Source organism: Tateyamaria sp. ANG-S1 (assembly GCF_000814025.1).
In the GTDB taxonomy this organism is placed as follows: domain Bacteria; phylum Pseudomonadota; class Alphaproteobacteria; order Rhodobacterales; family Rhodobacteraceae; genus Tateyamaria.
In genome coordinates, this window is the sequence record NZ_JWLL01000006.1 from 771,364 (window position 1) to 792,167 (window position 20,804).

Here is a 20,804-nt window from a genome sequence, read left to right on the forward strand (position 1 = left end):
CACTGGTTTAATTCAAAACGTGGCAAATCTTCAGGGGGAAAAAGTATAGTTGACGCACCGTCGCCATTTTCCTGCACAAAGATGCCGCATTGCAGCACCATACGGAACCGTTGCGGAAACAATAGACCTATACGGACACCATTAAACACAGGAAACGGGTGCAGCCCCCTGCCCCGTTTCCTGAATCCCCGCGAACCGAATCGCGAGGACGCTGCATGAATTGGCTGATAAGGCGCGCCGCCCTTACTGCGTCAGCAGCTTGGCCTCGTGCTTTTTCAGGCTCCGACGTGCGGAGGCGTAGTTGGCAATGCCGTCCACCGTCTCCAGCTCCGGGAACAGCTCCAGGATTTCAGCGCGTTGCGCATCCCCCATCGCGTTCAGTGTCATATCGCCCGGCTGGAAGCTCTCGGTCCATGCACCATCCGACAGGATGACCTCGTGCTGGTCGAACATGACATGGATATATGTCGTCTCCGACACGTCCACCACGTCGATCCCATCCATGCCCGTCAGGTGCTTGGCCGCGACCAGAACTTCGCTCTCGTCGAAATACAGCGCCGTCTTCTTGTCGGCGACAAGCACACGGTGTTGCGGCGACACAAGCATGTCACGCTCTGGCAGACCCTTGCCCAAGGCCCCCTGACGGATCAGGACCGGACGCAGGTGCGTCGCCTTGGCCAGTTCTTCACCCGTCATCGCGCGTTGGCCAACCCAACGGATCTCCTGAATGCCGTTGTCGCGGGTGATCACCCGGTCGCCCGGCTTCAGGTCCTCCACCCGGCGCTCACCACCCGGCGTCGCGATCAGCGTGCCCGGCGTAAAGCAGGGGATCACATCTTCGATGTTGGTAAAGGTCAGCTGACCAACCTGGTCCCCATTGGTGTCGAAGTAATTGACCACACCGTCAAAGCCGTTGCCGTCGGAATCCGGGTTGGTAAAGACCACCTTGAGGGAACCGTTCCCCTGCACGGAACCGCGCAGGTCCAGCGTGTCAAAGTCATCGCCTTCGCTGCCGCCATCGACAACCTCGCCCGCATCGACATTCACGAACAGGTCGCGGTCGGCCCCACCGGACATGATGTCCGCGCCGCCATTGCCACCATCAATCGTGTCGTTGCCAGCGCCCCCGTCGATCACGTCATCGCCGGTCGAGCCAAGGATCGAGTCGTTGCCGCCATCACCGTTCAGCGTGTCGTCACCGGTGCCGCCGTCGATCAGATCGTCGCCTTCACCACCGTTGATCACATCGGCGCCATTGTCGCCCAGGATGGTGTCGTTGCCCGCACCACCGTTCAGCGTGTCAGCGTTTCGACCCCCGTCGATGAAGTCGTTGCCTTCTCCGCCTTCGATCGTGTCGTTGCCCTGACCGCCCAGCAGGCTGTCGTCGCCAATGCCACCGTCGATGAAGTCGTCGTCGATCTCACCGTCGATGGTGTCGTTGCCGTCCTCGCCGTACAGTTCGTCATCGTCGTCGGCACCAAAGATCAGATCGTTGCCGTCCCCGCCAAAGACCGTGTCCATCCCGTTGTCGGGACGTGGATCCGACGGGAAGATCGGGTTCGATCCGTCATCCTCGATATTCAACTGGTCCAGACCCAGATCAGGATCATTACCGGCATAGATGGTATCGTCGCCGATGCCACCTTCGATCAGGTCGTTGCCCTCACCGCCGACAATGCGGTCAAAGCCGTCTTCACCAAAGATCTCGTCATCGTCGATGCCACCGTCGATCACATCATCGCCGGTGCCGCCCGTGATCGTATCGGCATCATCACCCGTGCTGATCGTGTCATCACCCGCACCACCGTCAACGGAGTCGCGGTCGTTCTCTGGATCCTCGTCAGCCGCAAAGCCGAAGGGGAAGCCCGGTGCAGGCGTGCCGTCATCATTGGGGAACCCAAGATCAGGCATCACGTCGCCGTTGCCGGTCTCGATCAGGTCATCGCCATCACCGCCGTCAACCACGTCTTCGCCCTGACCGGCAATGATGGTGTCATTGCCGCCGCCCGCTTCGATGATGTCATCGTCAGCATCCGCCGGATCGTCCGAGAAGATGTTGTCGCCGTTGTCGACCATGTCCCCTTCGGGATCGCCGGTATAATCCTCGTCGATCAACTCACCATCGTCGGTGCCTTCGACAATGCCGTCCAGCGGGTTCGGCTCGACCGTCACGGTCACTTGCGCGCTGTCAAAGCCGCCCTCATCGTCGGTGATGGTGTAGTCGATGGTCGCATCACCCTCGAACCCGTCATTGGGCGTAAAGGTCAGCGTGCCATCGCTGTTGATGACAACGTCCCCATCGGGCGAGGTCGCCTCGGTCACGCGCAGCGCATCGTCATCCACATCCGTGTCATTGGCAAGCACCGGGATGTCCACGGCGGTGTTGAAGGGCGTGGTCTCGGCATCGTCATTGGCCTCGGGCGCGTCGTTGACCGGGGTCACAGTCACCGACACCTCGCCAACATCCGTGCCACCATTCCCGTCCGAGATGGTGTAGGTGATGGTCACATCGCCGTTGAAGTTCTCAGCCGGGGTGAACACCACCTTGTTGTCAACGATCTCTGCGGTGCCCTGATCCGCGGGCACAACAGCCGAAATCACGGTCAGATCATCGCCATCGGCGTCGGTGTCGTTGGCCAACACGTCAATGGTGACGGGCGTGTCTTCCTCGGTCGTCTCGCTGTCATCCACAGCCACCGGGCCGTCGTTCACGGCCCCCACGGACACCACGGCTTCGCCCGTGTCCTCGCCGCCATTACCGTCGATCACGGTGTAGGTGATCGTGGCCGGGCCGTTGAAGTTCGGCGCAGGCGTGAAGGTGACAGTACCGTCACCATTGTCCACGACCGACCCTTCCGCCGGATCAACGCTCAGCGATCCGATTTCCAGCGTGTCGCCATCGACATCCGTGTCGTTGCCCAGCAGATCGACAACAACCGCCACGTCCTCGTCCGTGGTCTCGATGTCGTCCACGGCCACCGGATCGTCGTTCACCGGGGTCACGGTCACGGCGACTTCGGCAGCGCTCGTGCCGCCATTCCCGTCCGTGATCGCGTAGCTGATGGTCACATCACCGTTGAAGTTTTCGGCAGGCGTGTAGACCAGCTTGTTGTCCACGACCTCAACCGTGCCCTGATCCGCAGGAACAGAGGCCCCCGTGATGGTCAGGGCATCGCCGTCTGGATCGGTGTCATTGGCAACCACGTCGATGGTGACAGGCGTGTCCTCGTCGGTCGTGGCGGTGTCGTCCACAGCCGTCGGGCCATCGTTCACAGCGCCCACGCTGATAATGGCCTGGCCATCATCGGTGCCGCCATTCCCGTCCGACACGGTATAGTCGATGGTCGCCGTGCCGTTGAAGTTCGGCGCAGGTGTGAAGGTGACGGTACCGTCGCCATTGTCCACCACGCTGCCCTGATCGGCAGGCACCGATACGGCATCAAGGATCAGCGTGTCGCCATCCACATCCGTATCATTGCCCAAAAGGTCGATCACAACGGCTTCGTCTTCCATCGTGTCAGCCAGATCATCGACCGCCACAGGATCGTCGTTGACCGGGTTCACGGTAACAGTGACTTCGGCGGTGTCCGTGCCCCCGTTGCCATCCGAAATGGCATAGCTGATGGTCGCATCGCCATTAAAATTCAGCGCAGGGGTATAGACCAGCTTGTTGTCCACAACCTCGACCGTGCCTTGGTCCGCGGGGACAGAGGCACCGGTGATGGTCAGGTCGTCGCCATCCACATCCGTGTCATTGGCCAGCGCGTCGATGGTGACAGCCGTGTCCTCATCCGTGGTTGCGGTGTCGTTGATGGCATCCGGCGCATCGTTAACCGGGGTCACAGTGACATTGACCGTCGCCGTGTCCTCGCCACCATTCCCGTCTGAGATGGTGTAGCTGATCGTCGTGTCGCCGTTGAAGTTTTCGCTCGGCTCAAAGGTCAGCGTGCCGTCGGCATTGATGGTCACATCCCCATCGGGCGACGTCGCCTCGGTCACACTCAGCACATCGCCGATGTCGGGATCGCTGTCATTGGCCAGCACGTTGATGACAACGCTGCCGTCCTCAGCCACGATCGCGGTGTCATCCACCGCATCCGGGCCGCGGTTGATCTCGTCCCCAATGACCTCTTCGATCTCGGTAAAGGCAAGGGTCAGCCCGTTCGGATTGCCGTCACCATCGACAAACACAACCGTGCCGTTGATGCCGTTGCCGTTGCTGTCCGGGGTCACGTTGTCCAGGAAGAACGGCCCCTGACCCGTCAGGTCCAGCACATCGTTGTCGGTGTTCAGTGCCGGATCAGCGTTAAAGCCGCCCGCGCCACCATCGACCGTGTCGCCCGAACCGCCAAAGATGGTGTCGGCATCCGCGCCACCTTTCAGCAGGTCGTCACCGCCGCCACCGATGAGAACGTCATCGCCATCCTCGCCAAAGACCATGTCGTCATCGGCACCGCCATCCAGCGTGTCATCGCCGGTCTGGCCGTGAATCCAGTCCTTGCCGTCGCCACCCTCGGCCACGTCATCGCCCGACCCCATCCAGATCTCGTCATCGCCGCCACCGCCAAAACCGGTGTCGGCGCCCGAGCCACCCAGCAGGATGTCGCGGTCATCGCCGCCATCCAGCAGGTCATTGCCCTTGCCGCCTTCCAGACGGTCATTGCCGTCACCGCCGACCAGGGTGTCGTCGTCATTCTCGCCCTTCAGCGTGTCGTCGCCGTCCTCGCCAAAGATGGTGTCGTCACCGGCACCGCCTTGCAGGACGTCATTGCCCGCCTCGCCATCATCCACGATGGGCGCATCGAAATAGACATCCGTGATGTTGATGCCCGAGTTGTTGTTGCCGTCCTGATCATGCTCGATCACGATCCGTGCAACGGGCCCCGGAATGCTGACCAGCACCGAATACTCATCCGACGTGTCGTCCAGATAGCCACCGTTGCTGTCTGCCGTGTCATTGCCGGACACACCGTCGGTGTCCTTCAGTGTCAGATTGCTGCCGCCCTCCAGGTTGACCTCGATCTGCTGACCGGCGGCGTTATACGCCTTCACCCGGACCACGCCGTCGCCGTCAATGTCATTGATGCGGAACGACACATCCTCGACCGGGTCAGAGAAGGACAGCTCGTAATCAGCCGAATTGCCCTTGCCATTCAACACGTTGTCAAGCGAGCTGTTGTCGTCGATGTTATTGCCGTCACCGTCGATATTCGACACATTCTGGTCGTCATCGGACTGGATCGTCTCGGACGCACCGGACTGGCTCAGGATCTTGAACGACACGGTCACATTGCCCGTGTCCTGCGTGAAGTTGCCCAGATCGTTGCCGTCACCGAACGGGGACTTCTCCCACTCGAATACCTCGCGCTCGGACACACCTGCGCCCGGCCCGGCATAGTTGCTGTCGCCATAGATGACGTCATCACCGTCGCCACCCAGCACACTGTCATCGCCGGACCCGGCATAGACCTCATCATCGGCATCGCCCGACTTGATGGTGTCGTCACCCCCCAGCGCGTCCACGATGTCGTCATCCGGGCCTTCACCTGGCAGCAGCGCATCGCCCGCGTCGATCATGTCGCCCTCGGGATCGCCGGTGAAACCGGCGTCAATCAGGTTGGCGTCATTGTCACCCTCGACCACACCGTCGCCGGTGGTGTCGAACACCAGGTTGTCGATAGCGCCCGAGCCGTGCAGCTCAACTTCCATACGGCTCACGCCATCGACATCGAAATCGACAATGGCCTGTCCGTTGTCGTCAGTGTCGTGGATGCTGACCGACTTGATCAGGTGCCCATCCGCGTCAAAGAACTTGACCCGCGCGCCCTCTTCAATGTCGAGGAAGGTCAGACGGTTGACCGACGACGGGTCGTCAAAGGTGAAGTTGATCTTCCCGCCGCCCGCATTGTCATCGGGATCATGGCTGTCGCCATCTTCCGAAATGATCAGCGCCTTGCCCAGGTTGGTCGTGCGCAGGTCGCTGTCGCCACCGGTCGGATGCGCGGTGTTGAAGATCATCGCCTTGTTCGACCCACCCACGGCCGAGATGGTCACGCCTTCGGCCGAAAACTCGTTATCAACCACTGTGCCGGTGGCCAGGGAATTGAAATCAATAAATTTAGTCATGGATCAGGCCTCCTAGGCAGGGTTGCGCGCAGCACGCAACGCGACCGAAAAAGATACACTATGAAGAATGGAAACGGACGCGCCGGCCTCTTGGGCAAACGACCACGCGGTCAACGCCTGCGGCATCATGATGTGCGTTGATCTGCACATGGAAACGTCTCCATCTTTCCCTCACTCTTCACCCGGACGAGGCGACGCAGTCGGTAACTGGGCGATCCACACGCACGCCTGCCAAAAATGAGGGAAAATGACGGTCCACAGCGCTACAAACACGGGCGAAACGCCCGACGCACACACGCATCAGTTGTTGCTTACGCAACCCAGCGAACACACATTTCCCGCACCTTCCCAGTGCGTCTTGTGCGGTCGCCCCCTTGACCTACAGACATCGCCCCCCAGTTGGGCAAGAATGTTCTTACGGCGGCGTTTGAGGCAAACAAAGGGAAAAATGTCCGAAAAACGTCAGCATTGCCGCAATCTCGACGCGCATTATGTGCCCTTACGGAACAGTCCTACCACTACCGGTTGAAGATGACCTTCCGGCATACTGACACGAATGCGCGTTTTTTCGCCTAAGCGTCTGTATTCACATCATTACGGCGGTTTCTCGCCGATGCCCGGATTCAACGTCGGGTTTCTCGCGGTGAAACAATTAACCCTACGTCAACCCGTCAAGATTTTGCCGCGTTCCCAAAAACATACGTTCACGAACTGACACCAATGTTGAAAGATTTCGCCCACTGGTGCGCAGCATGGAACAAGGACACAAAAATGAACGAATCGACAGCGCGCTGACATCGCACATAAAAACGCCCGCGCCAGACGCTGGCCGCGCCAGAAACAGATGTGCTCGAAAACGCGATGAGGCTGGTACCCAAGGCCGGACTCGAACCGGCACGCCCGCAAAGGCGGGGGATTTTGAATCCCCTGCGTCTACCATTCCGCCACTTGGGCCTCGCGCTTCTCCTACACCGGGACATTGGCATGGGCAAGCGGGGGTCACGCGACCCGGACGACATTTTTTGACCACATCCGCAGGGCAACAGCGCTGGCACTGGCACATCGGTGGATGATTTGATACCGCATGCCGACCATGCAGGAGATTTCGCATCATGGCATCAACAGCGCAGGATTTGACGATCTCGGATCGGCTGACGCAATTGGTGTCTGACGCATACGGGCAGTCCGTGACGCTGGACTGGATCATGGCGCAACTGCACGAACGCGCCTTTGGCCTGTTCCTTCTCATTCTTGCGCTGCCCTGCTGCGTGCCCTTCCTCTACGGCCTGCCACAGATCGTGGCCCTGCCACTCATGTTTGTATCGGCACAAATCCTTCTGGGCCGCCGCGTGCCTTGGTTGCCCAGCAAACTCAGCACCCGGACGTTCTCGGCTGAGGGTCTCGGCACGCTCTCCCGTCGCTCTGCCCCGTGGTTAAAGCGGATCGAGGCCGTCAGCCGACCGCGGCTGACCGTTTTGACGCACGCACCGCTCGACCGGATCGTCGGTTTCGCGCTGGTGCTGTTCAGCGCATCCATCCTCGTGCCCCTGCCTGGCACCAATACGGTGCCCGGATTTGCCGTCGTGATTGTGGCCATGGGACTTTTGCAACGGGACGGCATCCTCGTTCTGCTCGGTGCGGCCCTCGGAACCGCGTGGATCGGAACGCTCCTTTTTGCGGGCGCAACGCTGGTCAGCCTGATCAAGACGTGGATCGGCCTATGATCAGCACACGCAAAGGTCTCATTGTCTCGGCCGCCGCGGGCTCCGCCCTGCTTCTGGCGGGCGCGTTCATCTTTCAGGCATTGGGATACGCGCCTTGCGAAATGTGCGTCTGGCAACGTTACCCCCATGCAGTCGCCGCTGTGCTCGGCGCGCTTGCGGTGGTTGTTCCAGGTCCCGCCCTCCTTGCCTTGGGCGCTCTGGCAACCCTCACAACGGCTGGCATTGGCGGCTACCATGTCGGCGTGGAACAAGGCTGGTGGCAAGGCCCCTCAAGCTGTTCGGCAGGTGCCGTTGACGGGCTCGACCCCGACGCGCTTTTCGACCAGATCATGGCCGCCCCCCTGATCCGCTGTGATGAGATTGCGTGGCAATTCGCGGGCCTCTCCATGGCAGGCTGGAACATGGTCCTGTCGCTGATGATCGCCGGCGTCTGGGTCGCCGCCCTCCGCGTCAGGCCGACTTCCGCGTAGACAACAGAAGCGACGTCTCGCTCGCCACGACCCCATCCAGCCGCCGGATGTCGAACAGCACAGCGTCAAACCGCTCCAGAGTCTCCGTCCCGATCTCGACAATCACGTCCCAGCGTCCATTGGTCGAATGCACCGCGCGCACCTCGACCATGCCCTGAAGCTGGCGGATGATGCGTTCCGTCCCCCGCCCCTCGATCCCAATCATCATCAGCCCCCGCACCGGATCGCGCGCCGTGTCGGCCTTCAGCACCACAGTAAAGCCGACAATATCGCCGCGCGTCTGCAACTTCTCGATCCGCGACCGCACCGTCGTGCGGGACAAGCCCAACCGAATGGACAGATCCGACAGTGACGCCCGCGCATCATGGCGCAGCGCCGCGATCAAACGGTTGTCAATATCGTCCATGCGAACCTCCGATCCGATCAATCAGGTTCCGATACGTCCACTTTGACCGCTTGTCTACGACGCAAATTGATCAGACATCTCACACAACAACACGTGAGGCGACAGATGACACCCAAAACAATCGACCTGATCGGCGTGCCCATGGACAGCGGCAAACGCCGCCAAGGCTGCCTCATGGGCCCAGACGCCCTGCGCACCGCGGGCCTTCACACGGCGCTGTCGGACCTCGGCCACAGCGTCACCGACACCGGCAACGTGAGCCCCGCCACCTTCACAGAAATCACCGGCACCCACCTGCACGCCCTGCAAGAAACCATCGCCTGGACCGCAGCCCTCTCCGACCGCGCCGAAGCGGTTACACCAAACACAATCCCCATCTTCATGGGCGGTGACCACGCCCTCGCCCTCGGCACCGTGCGCGGCCTCGCGAACGCCGCCGCGAAAGCAAACCGCCCCCTTTTCGTCCTCTGGCTCGACGCCCACACCGACTACCACACGCCCGCCACCACAGCCTCCGGCAACCTGCACGGCACACCCATGGGCTACGTCACGGGGCGCGACCGGTTCGACGGCTTCCCGCCCGTCCCCCACCCGGTCCCCCACAAACGCATCGCCATGCTCGGCCTCCGCTCTGTCGACGTCGAAGAACGCGCCGCCATCGAACAGACCGACGTCACGTATGTGGACATGCGCCATATCGACGAACACGGCATCGCCAAGCCACTCACCGCCTTCCTCGACCGGGTCGCAAAAGCAAACGGCCTCCTCCACGTCTCGCTCGATGTCGACTTCCTGGACCCCTCCGTCGCCCCCGCCGTCGGCACCACCGTCCCCGGCGGCGCCACCATCCGCGAAGCGCACCTGGTGATGGAGATGATCTGCGACAGCGGCCTTCTCTCCTCCCTCGACATCGTCGAACTCAACCCCTTCCTCGACGAACGCGGACGCACCGCACAGCTGATGGTGGACCTCACCGCCTCCGCCTTCGGGCGCCGCGTCTTCGACCGCCCCACCCGCGCCTATTAAGAGAGACAGACAATGCAAGAACCCTCCGACAAGGCCCTCGTCCCCTTCGTCTCCGTCGATCACATGATGCAGCTGATCCACCACATCGGCGTGGCCGACATGCTGCGCGGGCTGGCCGATTACATCGAGGCCGACTTCAAACGGTGGGAGCTGTTCGACAAGACGCCCCGCGTCGCCTCCCACTCCGCCGAAGGGGTGATCGAACTCATGCCCACGTCAGACGGCGAGACCTACGGCTTCAAATACGTCAACGGGCACCCCAAGAACACCGCCGACGGGCTGCAAACGGTCACGGCCTTCGGGCTGCTGGCAGATGTGGACACCGGCTACCCGGTCCTGCTGACGGAAATGACCATGCTCACGGCCCTGCGCACGGCGGCCACCTCCGCCATGGTCGCACGCACCCTCGCGCCCAAAGGGGCCAAGACCATGGCCATGATCGGCAACGGCGCCCAGTCGGAATTCCAGTCCCTCGCCATGCAAGCCATCGCAGGCATCGAAGAAGTCCGCCTGTATGACACCGACCCGGCAGCGACGGCCAAATGCGCCGCCAACCTCGCGGGCACCGGGCTCAGGGTCACGCAGTGCAAAACGGCCGAGGACGCCATCCAAGGCGCACAAATCCTCACCACATGCACGGCGGACAAGGCATACGCCACGATCCTGACCGACAACATGGTCGGCGCAGGCGTCCACATCAACGCCATCGGCGGCGACTGCCCGGGCAAAACCGAAATCGCCCCCGCCATCCTCAAACGCGGCGACATCTTCGTCGAATACCCGCCCCAAACCCGGATCGAGGGCGACATCCAGCAACTGGACGACGACCACCCCGTCACCGAAATCTGGCAGGTCCTCACCGGCCAGGCCAAGGGCCGCACCTCCGACAAACAAATCACCATCTTCGACAGCGTCGGCTTCGCGATCGAAGACTTCTCCGCCCTCCGCTACGTCCGCGACCGGATCAACGGCACGCCCTACTACCACCCGCTCGACCTGCTGGCCGACCCGGACGATCCGCGCGATCTCTTCGGAATGCTGACACGGGCGAAGGGATAACAGGCACGTCAGCCCGCCCAAGTTTCCGATACACGTCGCCCTTTATCGCATCAACGACGCCCCATTTGCGTCCATACACCCCGCATGCGCAGCACAGCCCAGCATGTTTCAGCCGCTTTAAGGCGGCGCATGCGGCACCGCTCAGCCCAAAAATTCAATCCGGGGTTGCGTCATCATTTCAATGCCGACGCGCACGGCGGCGGCAAGCATCAATTTGCCTACTCGTAAAACGGGAATCCAATTTGGTGCGAATCAGCGTCAACGGCCCCCACCTTGCCCTTGCGCACGTCACTCTTCGCGCAATGAACCCTGAAGATGAACGACCACAAGGAAGACGAAATGCCCTTCGATGCACCTCACTCCGGCACCGATGAATTTCAATTCATCACCCCGTCGGACCTGTCCTCACCGCTCACCGCGACCACAGGTCAATTCGCGCTGTCCCAAGCGCTCCTGAGCCGCGATATCGACAGCTCCGAACTGACCGAGGCACAGTCAGACATCCTGTCCGACTATGCCGACCTGCTCGACACGGCATCCGCCGCCGAGCTCGAGACAAAGTCCGACGTGATCGCGCAGTTCGGAGAACAGCTCGACATCACCTTCGTCGAAGACTTCCGCACCACCGACGGCCAAAAACTAAACGGCGCCGCAACCGAAGACGGCCAGATCATCCTTGATGCTGATCTGACGACCGCCGCACTCAAAGCCACGCTTGTCGAAGAAATCGCCGAAGCCGCGTTCAAAGACGCGTTTGACACCACATCGCAGGGTGACTTCGGCGCCGAAGTGGCCGCCCGCCTCGCTGGGGAAGCCGACCCGGCGGCACTCGCCGCATTCAACTCCGACGCGCAAAATGACACGGTAGAAACCGAATTCGGGACGGCAGAAGCGGCTGTGTCGCGTCCGGTTGACGCAGGGATCGCCCGTGCTCTCACCCGAGACATCTCCCGCAGCAACGACCTCGATGAAGTTAACAACATCACTTTCACTTCCATTGCCCCAGAGGATTACGGAGGCGACAGATTTTTTAGGGAGCCTCTGGTGACCCCAACCGCCGCGGAGTTAGATCTGTCCCGTATTCAAGGGAAATACGATTTGAACGGCGACGGCGTATTGGATCAATATGCACTCAGAGCGGTCGAACCAAATGCGTTCATGAACCTTCAAGTGATTGGCCAGACACCCACAAAACTGATCCCAACGTCACAGTCGAATTCCATCCTGATCGGTCAAGGTCAGGCCTCGACGACATGGGTACTGAGGACGGAGCAAAGCTACGAAACCTCGTCGGAATTCAATTGGAACTCATCAATTGCCGTTGGTTTGGAGGCGTCGGGCGAGATTTTGGGGGTTGGCTTGTCAGCATCGTTGACGGCAACAACCGAGGGCGGCGGCAGCAATAGGTCGACCGACAAATTTACTGTCGCCAACGAGGTGCGTGAAACCTACACTATTCCAGCGGGCGCATACGAACCCGGCACCCTGGTGAACTACGGCTTCCACATGATCGTGGGAGATGTGGATGTTGCACAAAACACCTTTTACGACCTCGAAATCACCAACTCGCGAAACGAAGGGGTTCGAGAGTTTGTCGGTTTCGAAGGCTTCAACCGAGGGATCGTTCAAGACCACTATGTCGGTCTTGTCATGACCGACTATGACGTCAACAATCCCCCCTTGGGCGGAGAGATTCTGGCTTTTGCCTGAAACATCTCGTTAGACGGACAGAGCGAACACATCGCTCTGTCCAATCCATATCTTGCAAAGGTGTCAAAGCGCCTTGCTCGACAATCACGCCTCCAATCAGGCGTGCCTCCCCCCCAAAAAAACCGCGTCCGAAGAAACGCGATACCACAGCGCGCCCGGCAAAAACCGGCGTCATCCCCAACGGAAGCCGGCATTTTTGCGCACAAAAAACCAACCAAGGGTTGTGTTGTCACTTACACGCCACCCCGGCCCGCAAGCCATCGCAAGATCTTGCCCATGCGCTGACTTACACTGCGCCCGACACCGAATCAGCATTTTAAAATTTAAAAATGCAAATGCGAGAGCCACTTCCCTCCGCATTACTGCACTTGAAGACGCAAGTTCAAAAGGAAAATGCAAATGCCACTCGACGCACTACAGACCGCCGACGACAGCTTCGTGTTTCACGCGGGCCTCCAACACGACACACCGGACACGGCGACCACAGGTCAACACGCACTGACCCAATCGCTGCTGGCGCGCGGTACCCAAGACACGGACCTCACCGACGCACAGACAGACACACTAGCCGAATTCGCGGAGCTACTCGATCTGGCACAGGCGGCTGACATCCGCACCGGCACAGATGCCCTGACGCTCATGGGTGACGCATTGGACATGACACTGACACAAGACCTGCGCGCCACGGACGGGCAAAAACTTGACGGCATCGCCACACATAATGGCCGGATCGTCCTCGACGCGGATTTGAGCGGCGCGCACCTCAAGGCAACTTTGATCGAAGAAATCGCAGAGCAGGCGTTCTATCAAACCTTCCAAGACGCCTCTGATGGTGACTTTGGCGCAGAAGTTGTTGCCCGGCTTCAGGGCACGGCGGACGCCGCCGCGTTGGCCGCCTATGCAACCGCTGCCGAAAACGACACCGTCCAAACCGCATTTGGCACGGCCGAAGCCTCCAGCAGAACCCCTGCGGGACCCGAAGGGAACTCATTTGCCTCCGCGCTCGTGTTTCCCAATGGTCTGATCGGGTACGACAAGGTTGAAACCAGATTGGACAACCCTGCCCCGTTCGAGCGGCTGGACCAACCAACCTTGGTCAATCCGGGCGCCCGGGACCTGGACATTTCCGGGGCGCAGGGCAGGTTCGATTTGAACAACGATGGCGTGTTGGACCAATACAAGATGAAAGCCGCCTACACCAACGTGAACGGCGACCTGCGCGTCCTCGACGTGCGCCCGACCAAGTTGATCCCGACCTCCGAATCCAACTCCATCGTCATTGGCAAGGGCGAAGCCTCGACCACATGGGTGCTGCGCACAGAACAGGCCCACACCACCGCGTCCGAATACAACTGGAACGTTTCCGTCGCCTCGACGATCGAAGCCTCCGGCGAGTTTCTGGGGATCGGTGCATCCGCCTCGTTGACGACCACCGGTGGCACGGGCGGTTCTGTGACACGCACCAACAGTTTTACCGTCGTAAACGAGGTGCGCGACACCTACACCATCCCCGCGGGCGTCTATGAGGAGGGCACGCTGGTCAACTACGGCTTCCACATCGTCACGGCCGATGTCGATATTTTGGAATACACGCTCTACATCCTCGAGATCACAAATGCCGTCGAAGGGTTCGAAGATCACGTGGACTTCGTCGGCATTGGCAGCGGCACACTGAACGACCACTACGCAGGTCTCGTCGTGACAGATTACGACATCAACAACCGCCCCTTTGAGGACAACGCGCTGACGCTCGTGTAACGCGCCGCACAACCGGGAAGAGCGTGCCTGCCACGCTCTTTCTGCCCGGCGGTTCGGTCGGCGAAAATCCGGTGTGCGTTTTGTATTGCGTGGACTGTCTGGCAGGCCTCCGCTGCTCAGGTCTTAACCAATCCTGAACGCACCCGGACAAACATGAACGAGCGTGCAAATCCTAACAGAAGCTGAACCCGCACAGCGCAGCAAAACACGCAGTTTCACCGTCAAAATGTGCACTTTGCAAAAAAGCCCCGGAAACCGGGGCTTTTCGGGGTGCGGAAAACGCGCAGTTTCCCGGCCAAAATTTGCAGTTTGGGGCGACGACCACCCCAAGCCCGCACCGTACGGTGCGTTAACCGATCAATCGTCGCGATGCACCTTTTCGCGCCGCTCGTGACGTTCTTGCGCCTCAAGGCTCATGGTCGCGATGGGCCGCGCATCCAGACGTTTGAGCGAAATCGGCTCGCCCGTCACGATGCAATATCCGTATTCGCCCTCGTCAATCCGGCGCAGTGCTGCGTCGATCTTGGCCACCAGCTTGCGCTGCCGGTCCCGCGTGCGCAGCTCCAGCGCGCGGTCGGTTTCCTCGGACGCGCGGTCCGCGACGTCGGGAATATTGCGCGTGCCGTCCTGCAGCCCCTCGATCGTGTCGCGGCTGCCCGCCAGCAATTCGTTCTTCCAATTCAGCAACTTGCGGCGGAAATACTCAACCTGCCGGTCATTCATGAACGGCTCGTCCTCGGCCGGACGATAGTCATCCGGCAGGAAAACTTCCTGTTTCATCTCATTCCCCTCGATACGACTGACGTTGGCCATAGCGGCTCCCCAGTTGGTCCTGTGCTTTGCCCCGACCAGCTCCCTGCCGCAGCGTCTATCCGAGGGACATGGGATTGTCACTACCCATTCCCGCCCCAGATTGGCTAAAAGCTGCGTGATGAAGAGATTGCCGCAAATGGGTGAACACACATGAAATTCCAGGGCACAGACGCCTACGTCGCCACCGACGACCTGACCATCGCGGTGAATGCCGCCGTCACTTTGGAGCGGCCCCTGCTCGTCAAAGGTGAACCCGGTACGGGCAAGACAGAGCTGGCCAAACAGGTGGCCCGGGGCCTTGGTTTGCGGCTGATCGAATGGAACATCAAATCGACCACGCGGGCGCAGCAAGGCCTTTACGAATATGACGCCGTGAGCCGTCTGCGCGACAGCCAGCTGGGCGAGGACAAGGTCCACGACGTGGGCAACTACATCAAGAAAGGCAAGCTCTGGGAGGCGTTCGAGGCCGACGAAAAAGTCGTCCTCCTGATCGACGAGATCGACAAGGCCGACATCGAATTTCCCAATGATCTCTTGCAGGAACTCGATAAGATGGAGTTCTTCGTCTACGAGACCGGCGAGACGATCAAGGCCCGCCAGCGCCCCGTGGTCATCATCACCTCGAACAACGAAAAGGAACTGCCCGACGCCTTCCTGCGCCGCTGTTTCTTCCACTACATCCGCTTCCCGGACATGGAAACGATGAAGCAGATCGTGGCCGTCCACCACCCGGGGATCAAGGAAGCCCTGCTGACCACGGCCCTCACCCAGTTCTTCGAAATCCGCGAACAGCAGGGGCTGAAGAAAAAGCCGTCCACCTCCGAAGTGCTCGACTGGCTCAAGCTGCTTCTGGCCGAGGATATGAGCGCCGAAGACCTCAAATCCGGCGGCGCCTCGGCCCTGCCCAAACTGCATGGCGCGCTCTTGAAGAACGAACAGGACGTCCACCTGTTCGAACGGCTTGCCTTCATGGCGCGCGGCCAACGCTGACGTCATCGCACTTTACGTAAGCATGTGACCCAAAAGGCGAGTCTTTTGGGTCACATTCCGCGCGCCCGCGCGACACCTGTCTGATTTGAAGACAAAAAACCTTTATTTTGCCTGAATTGCTCCATACGCTGACCGTGATGAGAGGCGAAAACGCCCGCATCCAATATGCTAAAAGGCAGGCAGGCAGTTATAATGACCGGTACAGACGCACTCAAAGTGCGCCCTCTTTTGTCGTCGGATCGCCCCGCGTGGGATGGTCTGTGGGCAGCCTATCTCGACTTTTACGAGACATCCCGCCCGAAAGAGATTTTCGACACATATTTCGACCGCCTGCTGGGCGATGACCCCCAGGATTTCAACGCGCTTGTGGCCGAGGATAAGGGCAGGCTTGTCGGCCTTGCCCACTACCTGTTCCACCGCCATGGCTGGAAGGTCGAGAATGTCTGCTATCTGCAGGACCTCTATGCCGATCCGTCTGTCCGGGGGCGTGGCATTGGCCGCGCGTTGATCGAAGGCGTCTACGCCGCAGCAGACGCCGCAAAAGCGTCCTCGGTCTACTGGCTCACCCAGGATACCAACACGCAGGCCCGCAAGCTCTACGACCGCGTCGGCACCCTGTCCCCCTTCATCAAGTACGATCGGGGATAAGCCAGATGCGCCGTTTTGTTTTGCCCTTCGTTCTGTTGCTCAACGCCTGTGTGCCCGTCACGCCAGGCGACACGCCGACGCGCGCCCTGTCGTCCGGAAACGACCTGCCCCCGATGAAGACCTTTGGCGCGCCGCGCCCGGTCCAGCCGATCCGGTCCAACAACGACCTGGCACTCGATTTCATCGAACTCAGCTTTCAACTGGAATCGGGTCGCGAATTGCCTGTCTTCACCCGCTTCGAAGGCCCCATATCGGTCCGCGTCACCGGCGCCCCGCCCGCATCGCTCGGCACCGACCTGCGCCGCCTAATGCACCGGCTGCGGAGCGAGGCGAACATCGACATCTACGAAGCCGCCCCGGGCAACCCGGCCAACATCACGATTGAGGCCGTGTCCCGCAAGGACATCCGCAAGGCCTTGCCCCATGCCGCCTGTTTCGTCGTGCCCAACATCACGACCATCTCGGAATACAAGCCCAACCGCCGTACCCCGCGCACAAGCTGGTCGAACCTGCGCACGCGCGAGCGGCTGGCCATCTTCCTGCCCAATGATGCAAGCCCGCAAGAGGTGCGCGATTGCCTGCACGAGGAACTGGCGCAAGCCATTGGCCCGCTCAACGACCTCTACCGCCTGCCCGACAGCGTGTTCAACGACGACAACGTGCACACTGTCCTGACGGGCTTCGACATGCTGATGCTCAAAGCGTATTATTCACCTGAACTCCGCTCTGGCATGACGCGCGGACAGGTGGCACAGCGCTTGCCGCAGATCTTTGCCCGCATCAATCCGGGTGGTGAGGGCCTACCGGCCAAATACGCAACCCGCACGCCACGGGCGTGGAGCCAGGCGGTACAAACGGCCCTCGGCCCCGGTGCCACCACCGCGCAGCGCAGGGAGGCCGCCAAACGCGCGCTCGACATTGCGCAAGCAATGGGCTGGCGAGATCACCGCCGCGCCTTTGCTCACTACGCCAATGGCCGTCTGCTGCTCGCCAGCGATCCTAGCGCCGCGCAGTCCCATTTCCGCGCTGCCGACCAGTTCTATGCAGCGACACCAGGTGCCGACCTGCACCGCGCCTATGTCGCCACCCAACTGGCCGCCTATGCCATCAGCCGCGGCGATGGCGACGCCGCCATGATCACGCTCGCCCCCCATATCGACCGGGCTGCCCGCAACGAAAACGCAGCACTTCTGTCGACACTTCTGCTCTTGCGCGCCGAGGCACTGGACCTGCAAGGCCGCGCCGCCGAGGCACGCACGGTCAGGCTGGACAGCCTGGGGTGGGCGCGCTACGGATTCGGCTCTGACTGGGCGGTGCGGGCCAAGCTGCGGGAAATCTCCTCGCTGAGCCCGCTGAAAGGGTGAACTTGCCGCCCCAAGGCATTGAGAGGCAAGGCAAATGATCGTTATCGTGGCCGCCCTTCTGGGCGCTTTGATCGGCGGATATACGGCAAGCAAGCGCAACGGCAACCGGCTCGACATCCTGCAATATGCAGCGGGTTACGCTCTGGCCTTCGTTATCGTGGGCATGATCGCCACCGTCATGATCGACCGCGCGATGCGAGGCTGACATGTTCCTGCCCTTCTTCGAAAGCCTGCGGAAGAACGGCGTGCCGGTGTCCTTGCGCGAGTTCCTTGTCTTTCTCGAAGGGATGAAGGCGGGGCTGGCCACTTACGATGTCGAGGCGTTCTACTACCTCGCCCGCGTAGCGATGGTCAAAGACGAGCGCAATATCGACAAGTTCGACCGCGCCTTTGCTGCTGCATTCGAAGGCTTGGAGCAGATCAGCATTGATCAGGTGCTAGAAGCGGTGGACATCCCGCAAGACTGGTTGGAAAAGCTCGCAGAAAAGCATCTGAGCGAGGAAGAGCGGAAGGAGATCGAAGCTTTAGGAGGCTTCGACAAGCTCATGGAAACCCTCAAGAAACGGCTTGAGGAGCAGAAGGGCCGCCACCAGGGCGGCAACAAGTGGGTCGGCACCGCCGGCACCTCGCCCTTTGGCGCTTACGGCTACAATCCCGAAGGCGTCCGGATCGGCCAAAAGGAAAGCCGCCACCAGCGCGCGGTCAAGGTCTGGGACAAGCGTGAATTCAAGAACCTGGACGACACGGTTGAACTCGGTACGCGCAACATCAAGGTTGCGCTGAAACGCCTGCGCCGCTGGGCGCGAGATGGCGCAGCGGAAGAGTTGGACCTAAACGGCACCATCCGCGCGACCGCGGAACACGGATACCTCGATGTCAAAACGCGCCCCGAGCGGCGCAATGCAGTGAAAGTGCTGCTGTTCCTGGATGTTGGCGGCTCCATGGACCCGCATGTGAAGATCGTGGAGGAGCTGTTTTCGGCCGCGAAGTCCGAATTCAAACACTTCGAATACTTCTACTTCCACAACTGCCTTTACGAAGGGGTCTGGCGCGACAATCGCCGCCGTTGGGACGCTCAGACACCGACGCACGAGGTGCTGCGCACCTACGGCCCCGACTACAAGTGCATCTTCGTAGGCGACGCGAGCATGTCGCCGTATGAGATCGCCTATCCCGGCGGCGCCAATGAGCACTGGAACCAGGAAGCGGGTCAGGTCTGGCTCTCCCGCGCGCGGGATCAGTGGACGTCGAACCTGTGGATCAACCCGGTGCCCGAGAAATACTGGGGCTACACCCACTCCATCGGCATGATCCAGGAAATCTTTGGCAAGGACACCATGGTCCCTATGACGCTCGACGGGCTGAGCCGGGGCATGCGGGCGTTGACGCGCTAGGCAAGCATAAAAATGTTTCTCAGAAACACGTCTTGAGAAAAATCGGGCGCGTTCGGATCCGCGCCGCCAAGATCAGTCTGGCTGAACTCAAAACGCAATATCTCTCCGGCATCACCTGTCTCCATGGTGACAGCGAAGCTCTGGTTCTCGAAACCGAAAAAGGCAAGGGTCATGTCGTCTGTGGTGATCGGCCCGCCGTCTGGCCCGGTGATATCGGTAAGGTCAATCTGATCGCGCGTGCCATCTGTTTCCCTGCCATATTGAAACTGCGAAATGGAGATCAGCGCGTTTTCATTCTGAACAACGACTAGGTCTGCAGCATCTTCAATCGATCCATTGAACTCTTCGGAGTCGTTCAACCGGATCGACACGTTAGCCCGCATGTCGTCCGATTCACCAGCGCGCACATAAACCGTATCTTCACCGCTGCCCGCTCGCACGGAATTCGATACATTCGATGCGATATCACCATTCGTGTCGCGGTGACCGGAAACATGGATTTCGTCATCTCCTGCACCGCCAATCAGACGATATTGCCCCTCGTTTCCAAAAATCGTGTCATTGCCTTCACCACCATCCGCAAATTCAAAATTCCCTCGGTAAACCGCATCACGTTCCCCAAGATCGAGAAGGTCGTCACCAAGGCCGCCGGACAAGGTATCGGCACCGAAACCGCCCTGCAGCGTATCATCACCGGAGCCGCCGTTTAGCTCGTCCTGCCAAGCGCCACCGTCGAGCATGTCGTCGCCGTTCCGACCAAACAGCGTGTCAGCGCCTCCCCCACCTTCGATGGAATCGTCGCCGTCGCCACCATCAATGTTATCTGCACCAAACCCGCCGTTCAGCACATCGTCGCCTCGTCCACCCAGAAGTGTGTCGTTCGACAGACTGCCCAGCAGAGTGTCTGCACCGTCGTTCCCAATGAGATAATCCGCGCCACTGCCACCGGCGACCCTATCATCACCGCCACCTGCATCGATGGTATCGTTCCCATCCAGTCCGCGGATGAACTCCGCATCGGAACCGGCAACGATATCGTCGCCGCCAGGTGTTCCTTCGATCACCGTCTCTGGGAAAGACGCGGACTCGCCTGTTTCCGCATCAGACACATTTGCGTCATCATCGTCGTTCGCAAATCCAAAGCCTAAGGCAACCAGTCCCAATGCAGCGAGGAGGGCCAATTCCATATCAGATGCCTTTCGTTAAACAACACAATTGACGGTACAGTATGGTCACCCTGACGCGAAATAGAGACAGACAAAGCCCGCTCCCCTTTCAAGGGATGTTGCATATTGCCCACAGGCGGTTTGCGCCCC

General features: G+C 60.4%; 15 protein-coding genes and 1 tRNA gene. 11 read left to right on the plus strand and 5 right to left on the minus strand.

Annotated elements, in window-relative coordinates:
- Positions 1-243: 243 nt before the first annotated feature.
- Both RA29_RS23255 and RA29_RS15165 read right to left on the minus strand, forming a co-directional pair.
- The gene (locus tag RA29_RS23255) at positions 244-6,126 is read right to left on the minus strand and encodes a cadherin-like domain-containing protein (protein ID WP_052249673.1); all 5,883 of its coding nucleotides are present in this window, start codon (positions 6,124-6,126) and stop codon (positions 244-246) included.
- A gap of 868 nt (positions 6,127-6,994) precedes the next feature.
- Positions 6,995-7,080: transfer RNA gene (locus RA29_RS15165), tRNA-Leu, on the minus strand.
- Positions 7,081-7,238: 158 nt separating this feature from the next.
- On the opposite strand from RA29_RS15165, the gene RA29_RS15170 reads away from it, so the two are divergent.
- A complete protein-coding gene (locus tag RA29_RS15170; protein WP_039687295.1) occupies positions 7,239-7,850 on the plus strand; it encodes an exopolysaccharide biosynthesis protein in 612 nt (203 codons plus the stop codon).
- Positions 7,847-8,320: a disulfide bond formation protein B gene (locus RA29_RS15175; protein ID WP_193743539.1), complete on the plus strand. Its 474-nt coding sequence runs from the start codon at positions 7,847-7,849 to the stop codon at positions 8,318-8,320. Before RA29_RS15170 ends, RA29_RS15175 begins: the two co-directional genes overlap by 4 nt.
- On the opposite strand, the gene RA29_RS15180 is transcribed toward RA29_RS15175, so the two are convergent.
- The gene (locus RA29_RS15180) at positions 8,301-8,726 is read right to left on the minus strand and encodes an Lrp/AsnC family transcriptional regulator (protein WP_039687297.1); all 426 of its coding nucleotides are present in this window, start codon (positions 8,724-8,726) and stop codon (positions 8,301-8,303) included. The genes RA29_RS15175 and RA29_RS15180 overlap by 20 nt on opposite strands.
- Before the next feature lie 105 nt (positions 8,727-8,831).
- Here RA29_RS15180 and rocF point away from each other — a divergent pair, with 105 nt between their 5' ends.
- The 4 genes from rocF (at position 8,832) to RA29_RS15200 (ending at position 14,279) form a co-directional block, all read left to right on the plus strand.
- A complete protein-coding gene (gene rocF, locus RA29_RS15185; RefSeq protein ID WP_039687298.1) occupies positions 8,832-9,752 on the plus strand; it encodes an arginase in 921 nt (306 codons plus the stop codon).
- Between the two features lie 12 nt (positions 9,753-9,764).
- Positions 9,765-10,811 (plus strand): ornithine cyclodeaminase, encoded by a 1,047-nt coding sequence (locus tag RA29_RS15190; RefSeq protein WP_039687300.1) that lies wholly within the window; start codon positions 9,765-9,767, stop codon positions 10,809-10,811.
- Positions 10,812-11,126: 315 nt separating this feature from the next.
- Complete coding sequence (locus RA29_RS15195; protein WP_039687301.1) at positions 11,127-12,521, plus strand: hypothetical protein; 1,395 nt, start codon at positions 11,127-11,129, stop codon at positions 12,519-12,521.
- A 399-nt stretch (positions 12,522-12,920) separates the two neighbouring features.
- A complete protein-coding gene (locus RA29_RS15200; protein WP_152613026.1) occupies positions 12,921-14,279 on the plus strand; it encodes a hypothetical protein in 1,359 nt (452 codons plus the stop codon).
- A 357-nt stretch (positions 14,280-14,636) separates the two neighbouring features.
- Here the strand turns inward: RA29_RS15200 and dksA are convergent, their stop codons facing one another.
- Positions 14,637-15,059, minus strand: a complete 423-nt coding sequence (dksA, locus tag RA29_RS15205) for an RNA polymerase-binding protein DksA (RefSeq protein ID WP_039687868.1) — start codon at positions 15,057-15,059, stop codon at positions 14,637-14,639.
- 183 nt (positions 15,060-15,242) lie between these two features.
- Between dksA and RA29_RS15210 the strand changes: the two genes are divergently transcribed.
- The 5 genes from RA29_RS15210 to RA29_RS15230 all read left to right on the plus strand — a co-directional run bounded on the left by RA29_RS15210 (position 15,243) and on the right by RA29_RS15230 (position 19,488).
- Positions 15,243-16,082, plus strand: coding sequence for a MoxR family ATPase (locus tag RA29_RS15210; protein WP_039687305.1), 840 nt, complete (start codon positions 15,243-15,245; stop codon positions 16,080-16,082).
- A gap of 192 nt (positions 16,083-16,274) precedes the next feature.
- Positions 16,275-16,730: a GNAT family N-acetyltransferase gene (locus RA29_RS15215; protein WP_039687307.1), complete on the plus strand. Its 456-nt coding sequence runs from the start codon at positions 16,275-16,277 to the stop codon at positions 16,728-16,730.
- A 5-nt stretch (positions 16,731-16,735) separates the two neighbouring features.
- A complete protein-coding gene (locus RA29_RS15220) occupies positions 16,736-18,094 on the plus strand; it encodes a DUF2927 domain-containing protein (protein WP_039687309.1) in 1,359 nt (452 codons plus the stop codon).
- A 34-nt stretch (positions 18,095-18,128) separates the two neighbouring features.
- Positions 18,129-18,299, plus strand: a complete 171-nt coding sequence (locus RA29_RS15225; protein WP_039687311.1) for a hypothetical protein — start codon at positions 18,129-18,131, stop codon at positions 18,297-18,299.
- 1 nt (position 18,300) lies between these two features.
- On the plus strand, positions 18,301-19,488 hold the full coding sequence (locus tag RA29_RS15230; protein WP_039687313.1) for a VWA domain-containing protein: 1,188 nt from the start codon (positions 18,301-18,303) through the stop codon (positions 19,486-19,488).
- On the opposite strand, the gene RA29_RS22000 is transcribed toward RA29_RS15230, so the two are convergent.
- Positions 19,485-20,675 carry a calcium-binding protein gene (locus RA29_RS22000; protein WP_052249674.1) on the minus strand — a complete coding sequence of 397 codons (1,191 nt, stop codon included), beginning with the start codon at positions 20,673-20,675 and terminating at the stop codon, positions 19,485-19,487. The genes RA29_RS15230 and RA29_RS22000 overlap by 4 nt on opposite strands.
- Positions 20,676-20,804: the final 129 nt, after the last annotated feature.

What these genes read in the sequence shown, in the direction of transcription:
- RA29_RS15230 (WP_039687313.1), top strand. Translation starts at nt 18,301, where the DNA reads ATGTTCCTGCCCTTCTTCGAAAGCCTGCGGAAGAACGGCGTGCCGGTG.
- RA29_RS22000 (WP_052249674.1), bottom strand. Translation starts at nt 20,675, where the DNA reads ATGGAATTGGCCCTCCTCGCTGCATTGGGACTGGTTGCCTTAGGCTTT.
- RA29_RS15200 (WP_152613026.1), top strand. Translation starts at nt 12,921, where the DNA reads ATGCCACTCGACGCACTACAGACCGCCGACGACAGCTTCGTGTTTCAC.
- rocF (WP_039687298.1), top strand. Translation starts at nt 8,832, where the DNA reads ATGACACCCAAAACAATCGACCTGATCGGCGTGCCCATGGACAGCGGC.
- RA29_RS15225 (WP_039687311.1), top strand. Translation starts at nt 18,129, where the DNA reads ATGATCGTTATCGTGGCCGCCCTTCTGGGCGCTTTGATCGGCGGATAT.
- RA29_RS15175 (WP_193743539.1), top strand. Translation starts at nt 7,847, where the DNA reads ATGATCAGCACACGCAAAGGTCTCATTGTCTCGGCCGCCGCGGGCTCC.
- RA29_RS15220 (WP_039687309.1), top strand. Translation starts at nt 16,736, where the DNA reads ATGCGCCGTTTTGTTTTGCCCTTCGTTCTGTTGCTCAACGCCTGTGTG.
- RA29_RS15180 (WP_039687297.1), bottom strand. Translation starts at nt 8,726, where the DNA reads ATGGACGATATTGACAACCGTTTGATCGCGGCGCTGCGCCATGATGCG.
- RA29_RS15210 (WP_039687305.1), top strand. Translation starts at nt 15,243, where the DNA reads ATGAAATTCCAGGGCACAGACGCCTACGTCGCCACCGACGACCTGACC.
- RA29_RS15170 (WP_039687295.1), top strand. Translation starts at nt 7,239, where the DNA reads ATGGCATCAACAGCGCAGGATTTGACGATCTCGGATCGGCTGACGCAA.
- RA29_RS23255 (WP_052249673.1), bottom strand. Translation starts at nt 6,126, where the DNA reads ATGACTAAATTTATTGATTTCAATTCCCTGGCCACCGGCACAGTGGTT.
- RA29_RS15215 (WP_039687307.1), top strand. Translation starts at nt 16,275, where the DNA reads ATGACCGGTACAGACGCACTCAAAGTGCGCCCTCTTTTGTCGTCGGAT.
- RA29_RS15195 (WP_039687301.1), top strand. Translation starts at nt 11,127, where the DNA reads ATGAACGACCACAAGGAAGACGAAATGCCCTTCGATGCACCTCACTCC.
- RA29_RS15190 (WP_039687300.1), top strand. Translation starts at nt 9,765, where the DNA reads ATGCAAGAACCCTCCGACAAGGCCCTCGTCCCCTTCGTCTCCGTCGAT.
- dksA (WP_039687868.1), bottom strand. Translation starts at nt 15,059, where the DNA reads ATGAAACAGGAAGTTTTCCTGCCGGATGACTATCGTCCGGCCGAGGAC.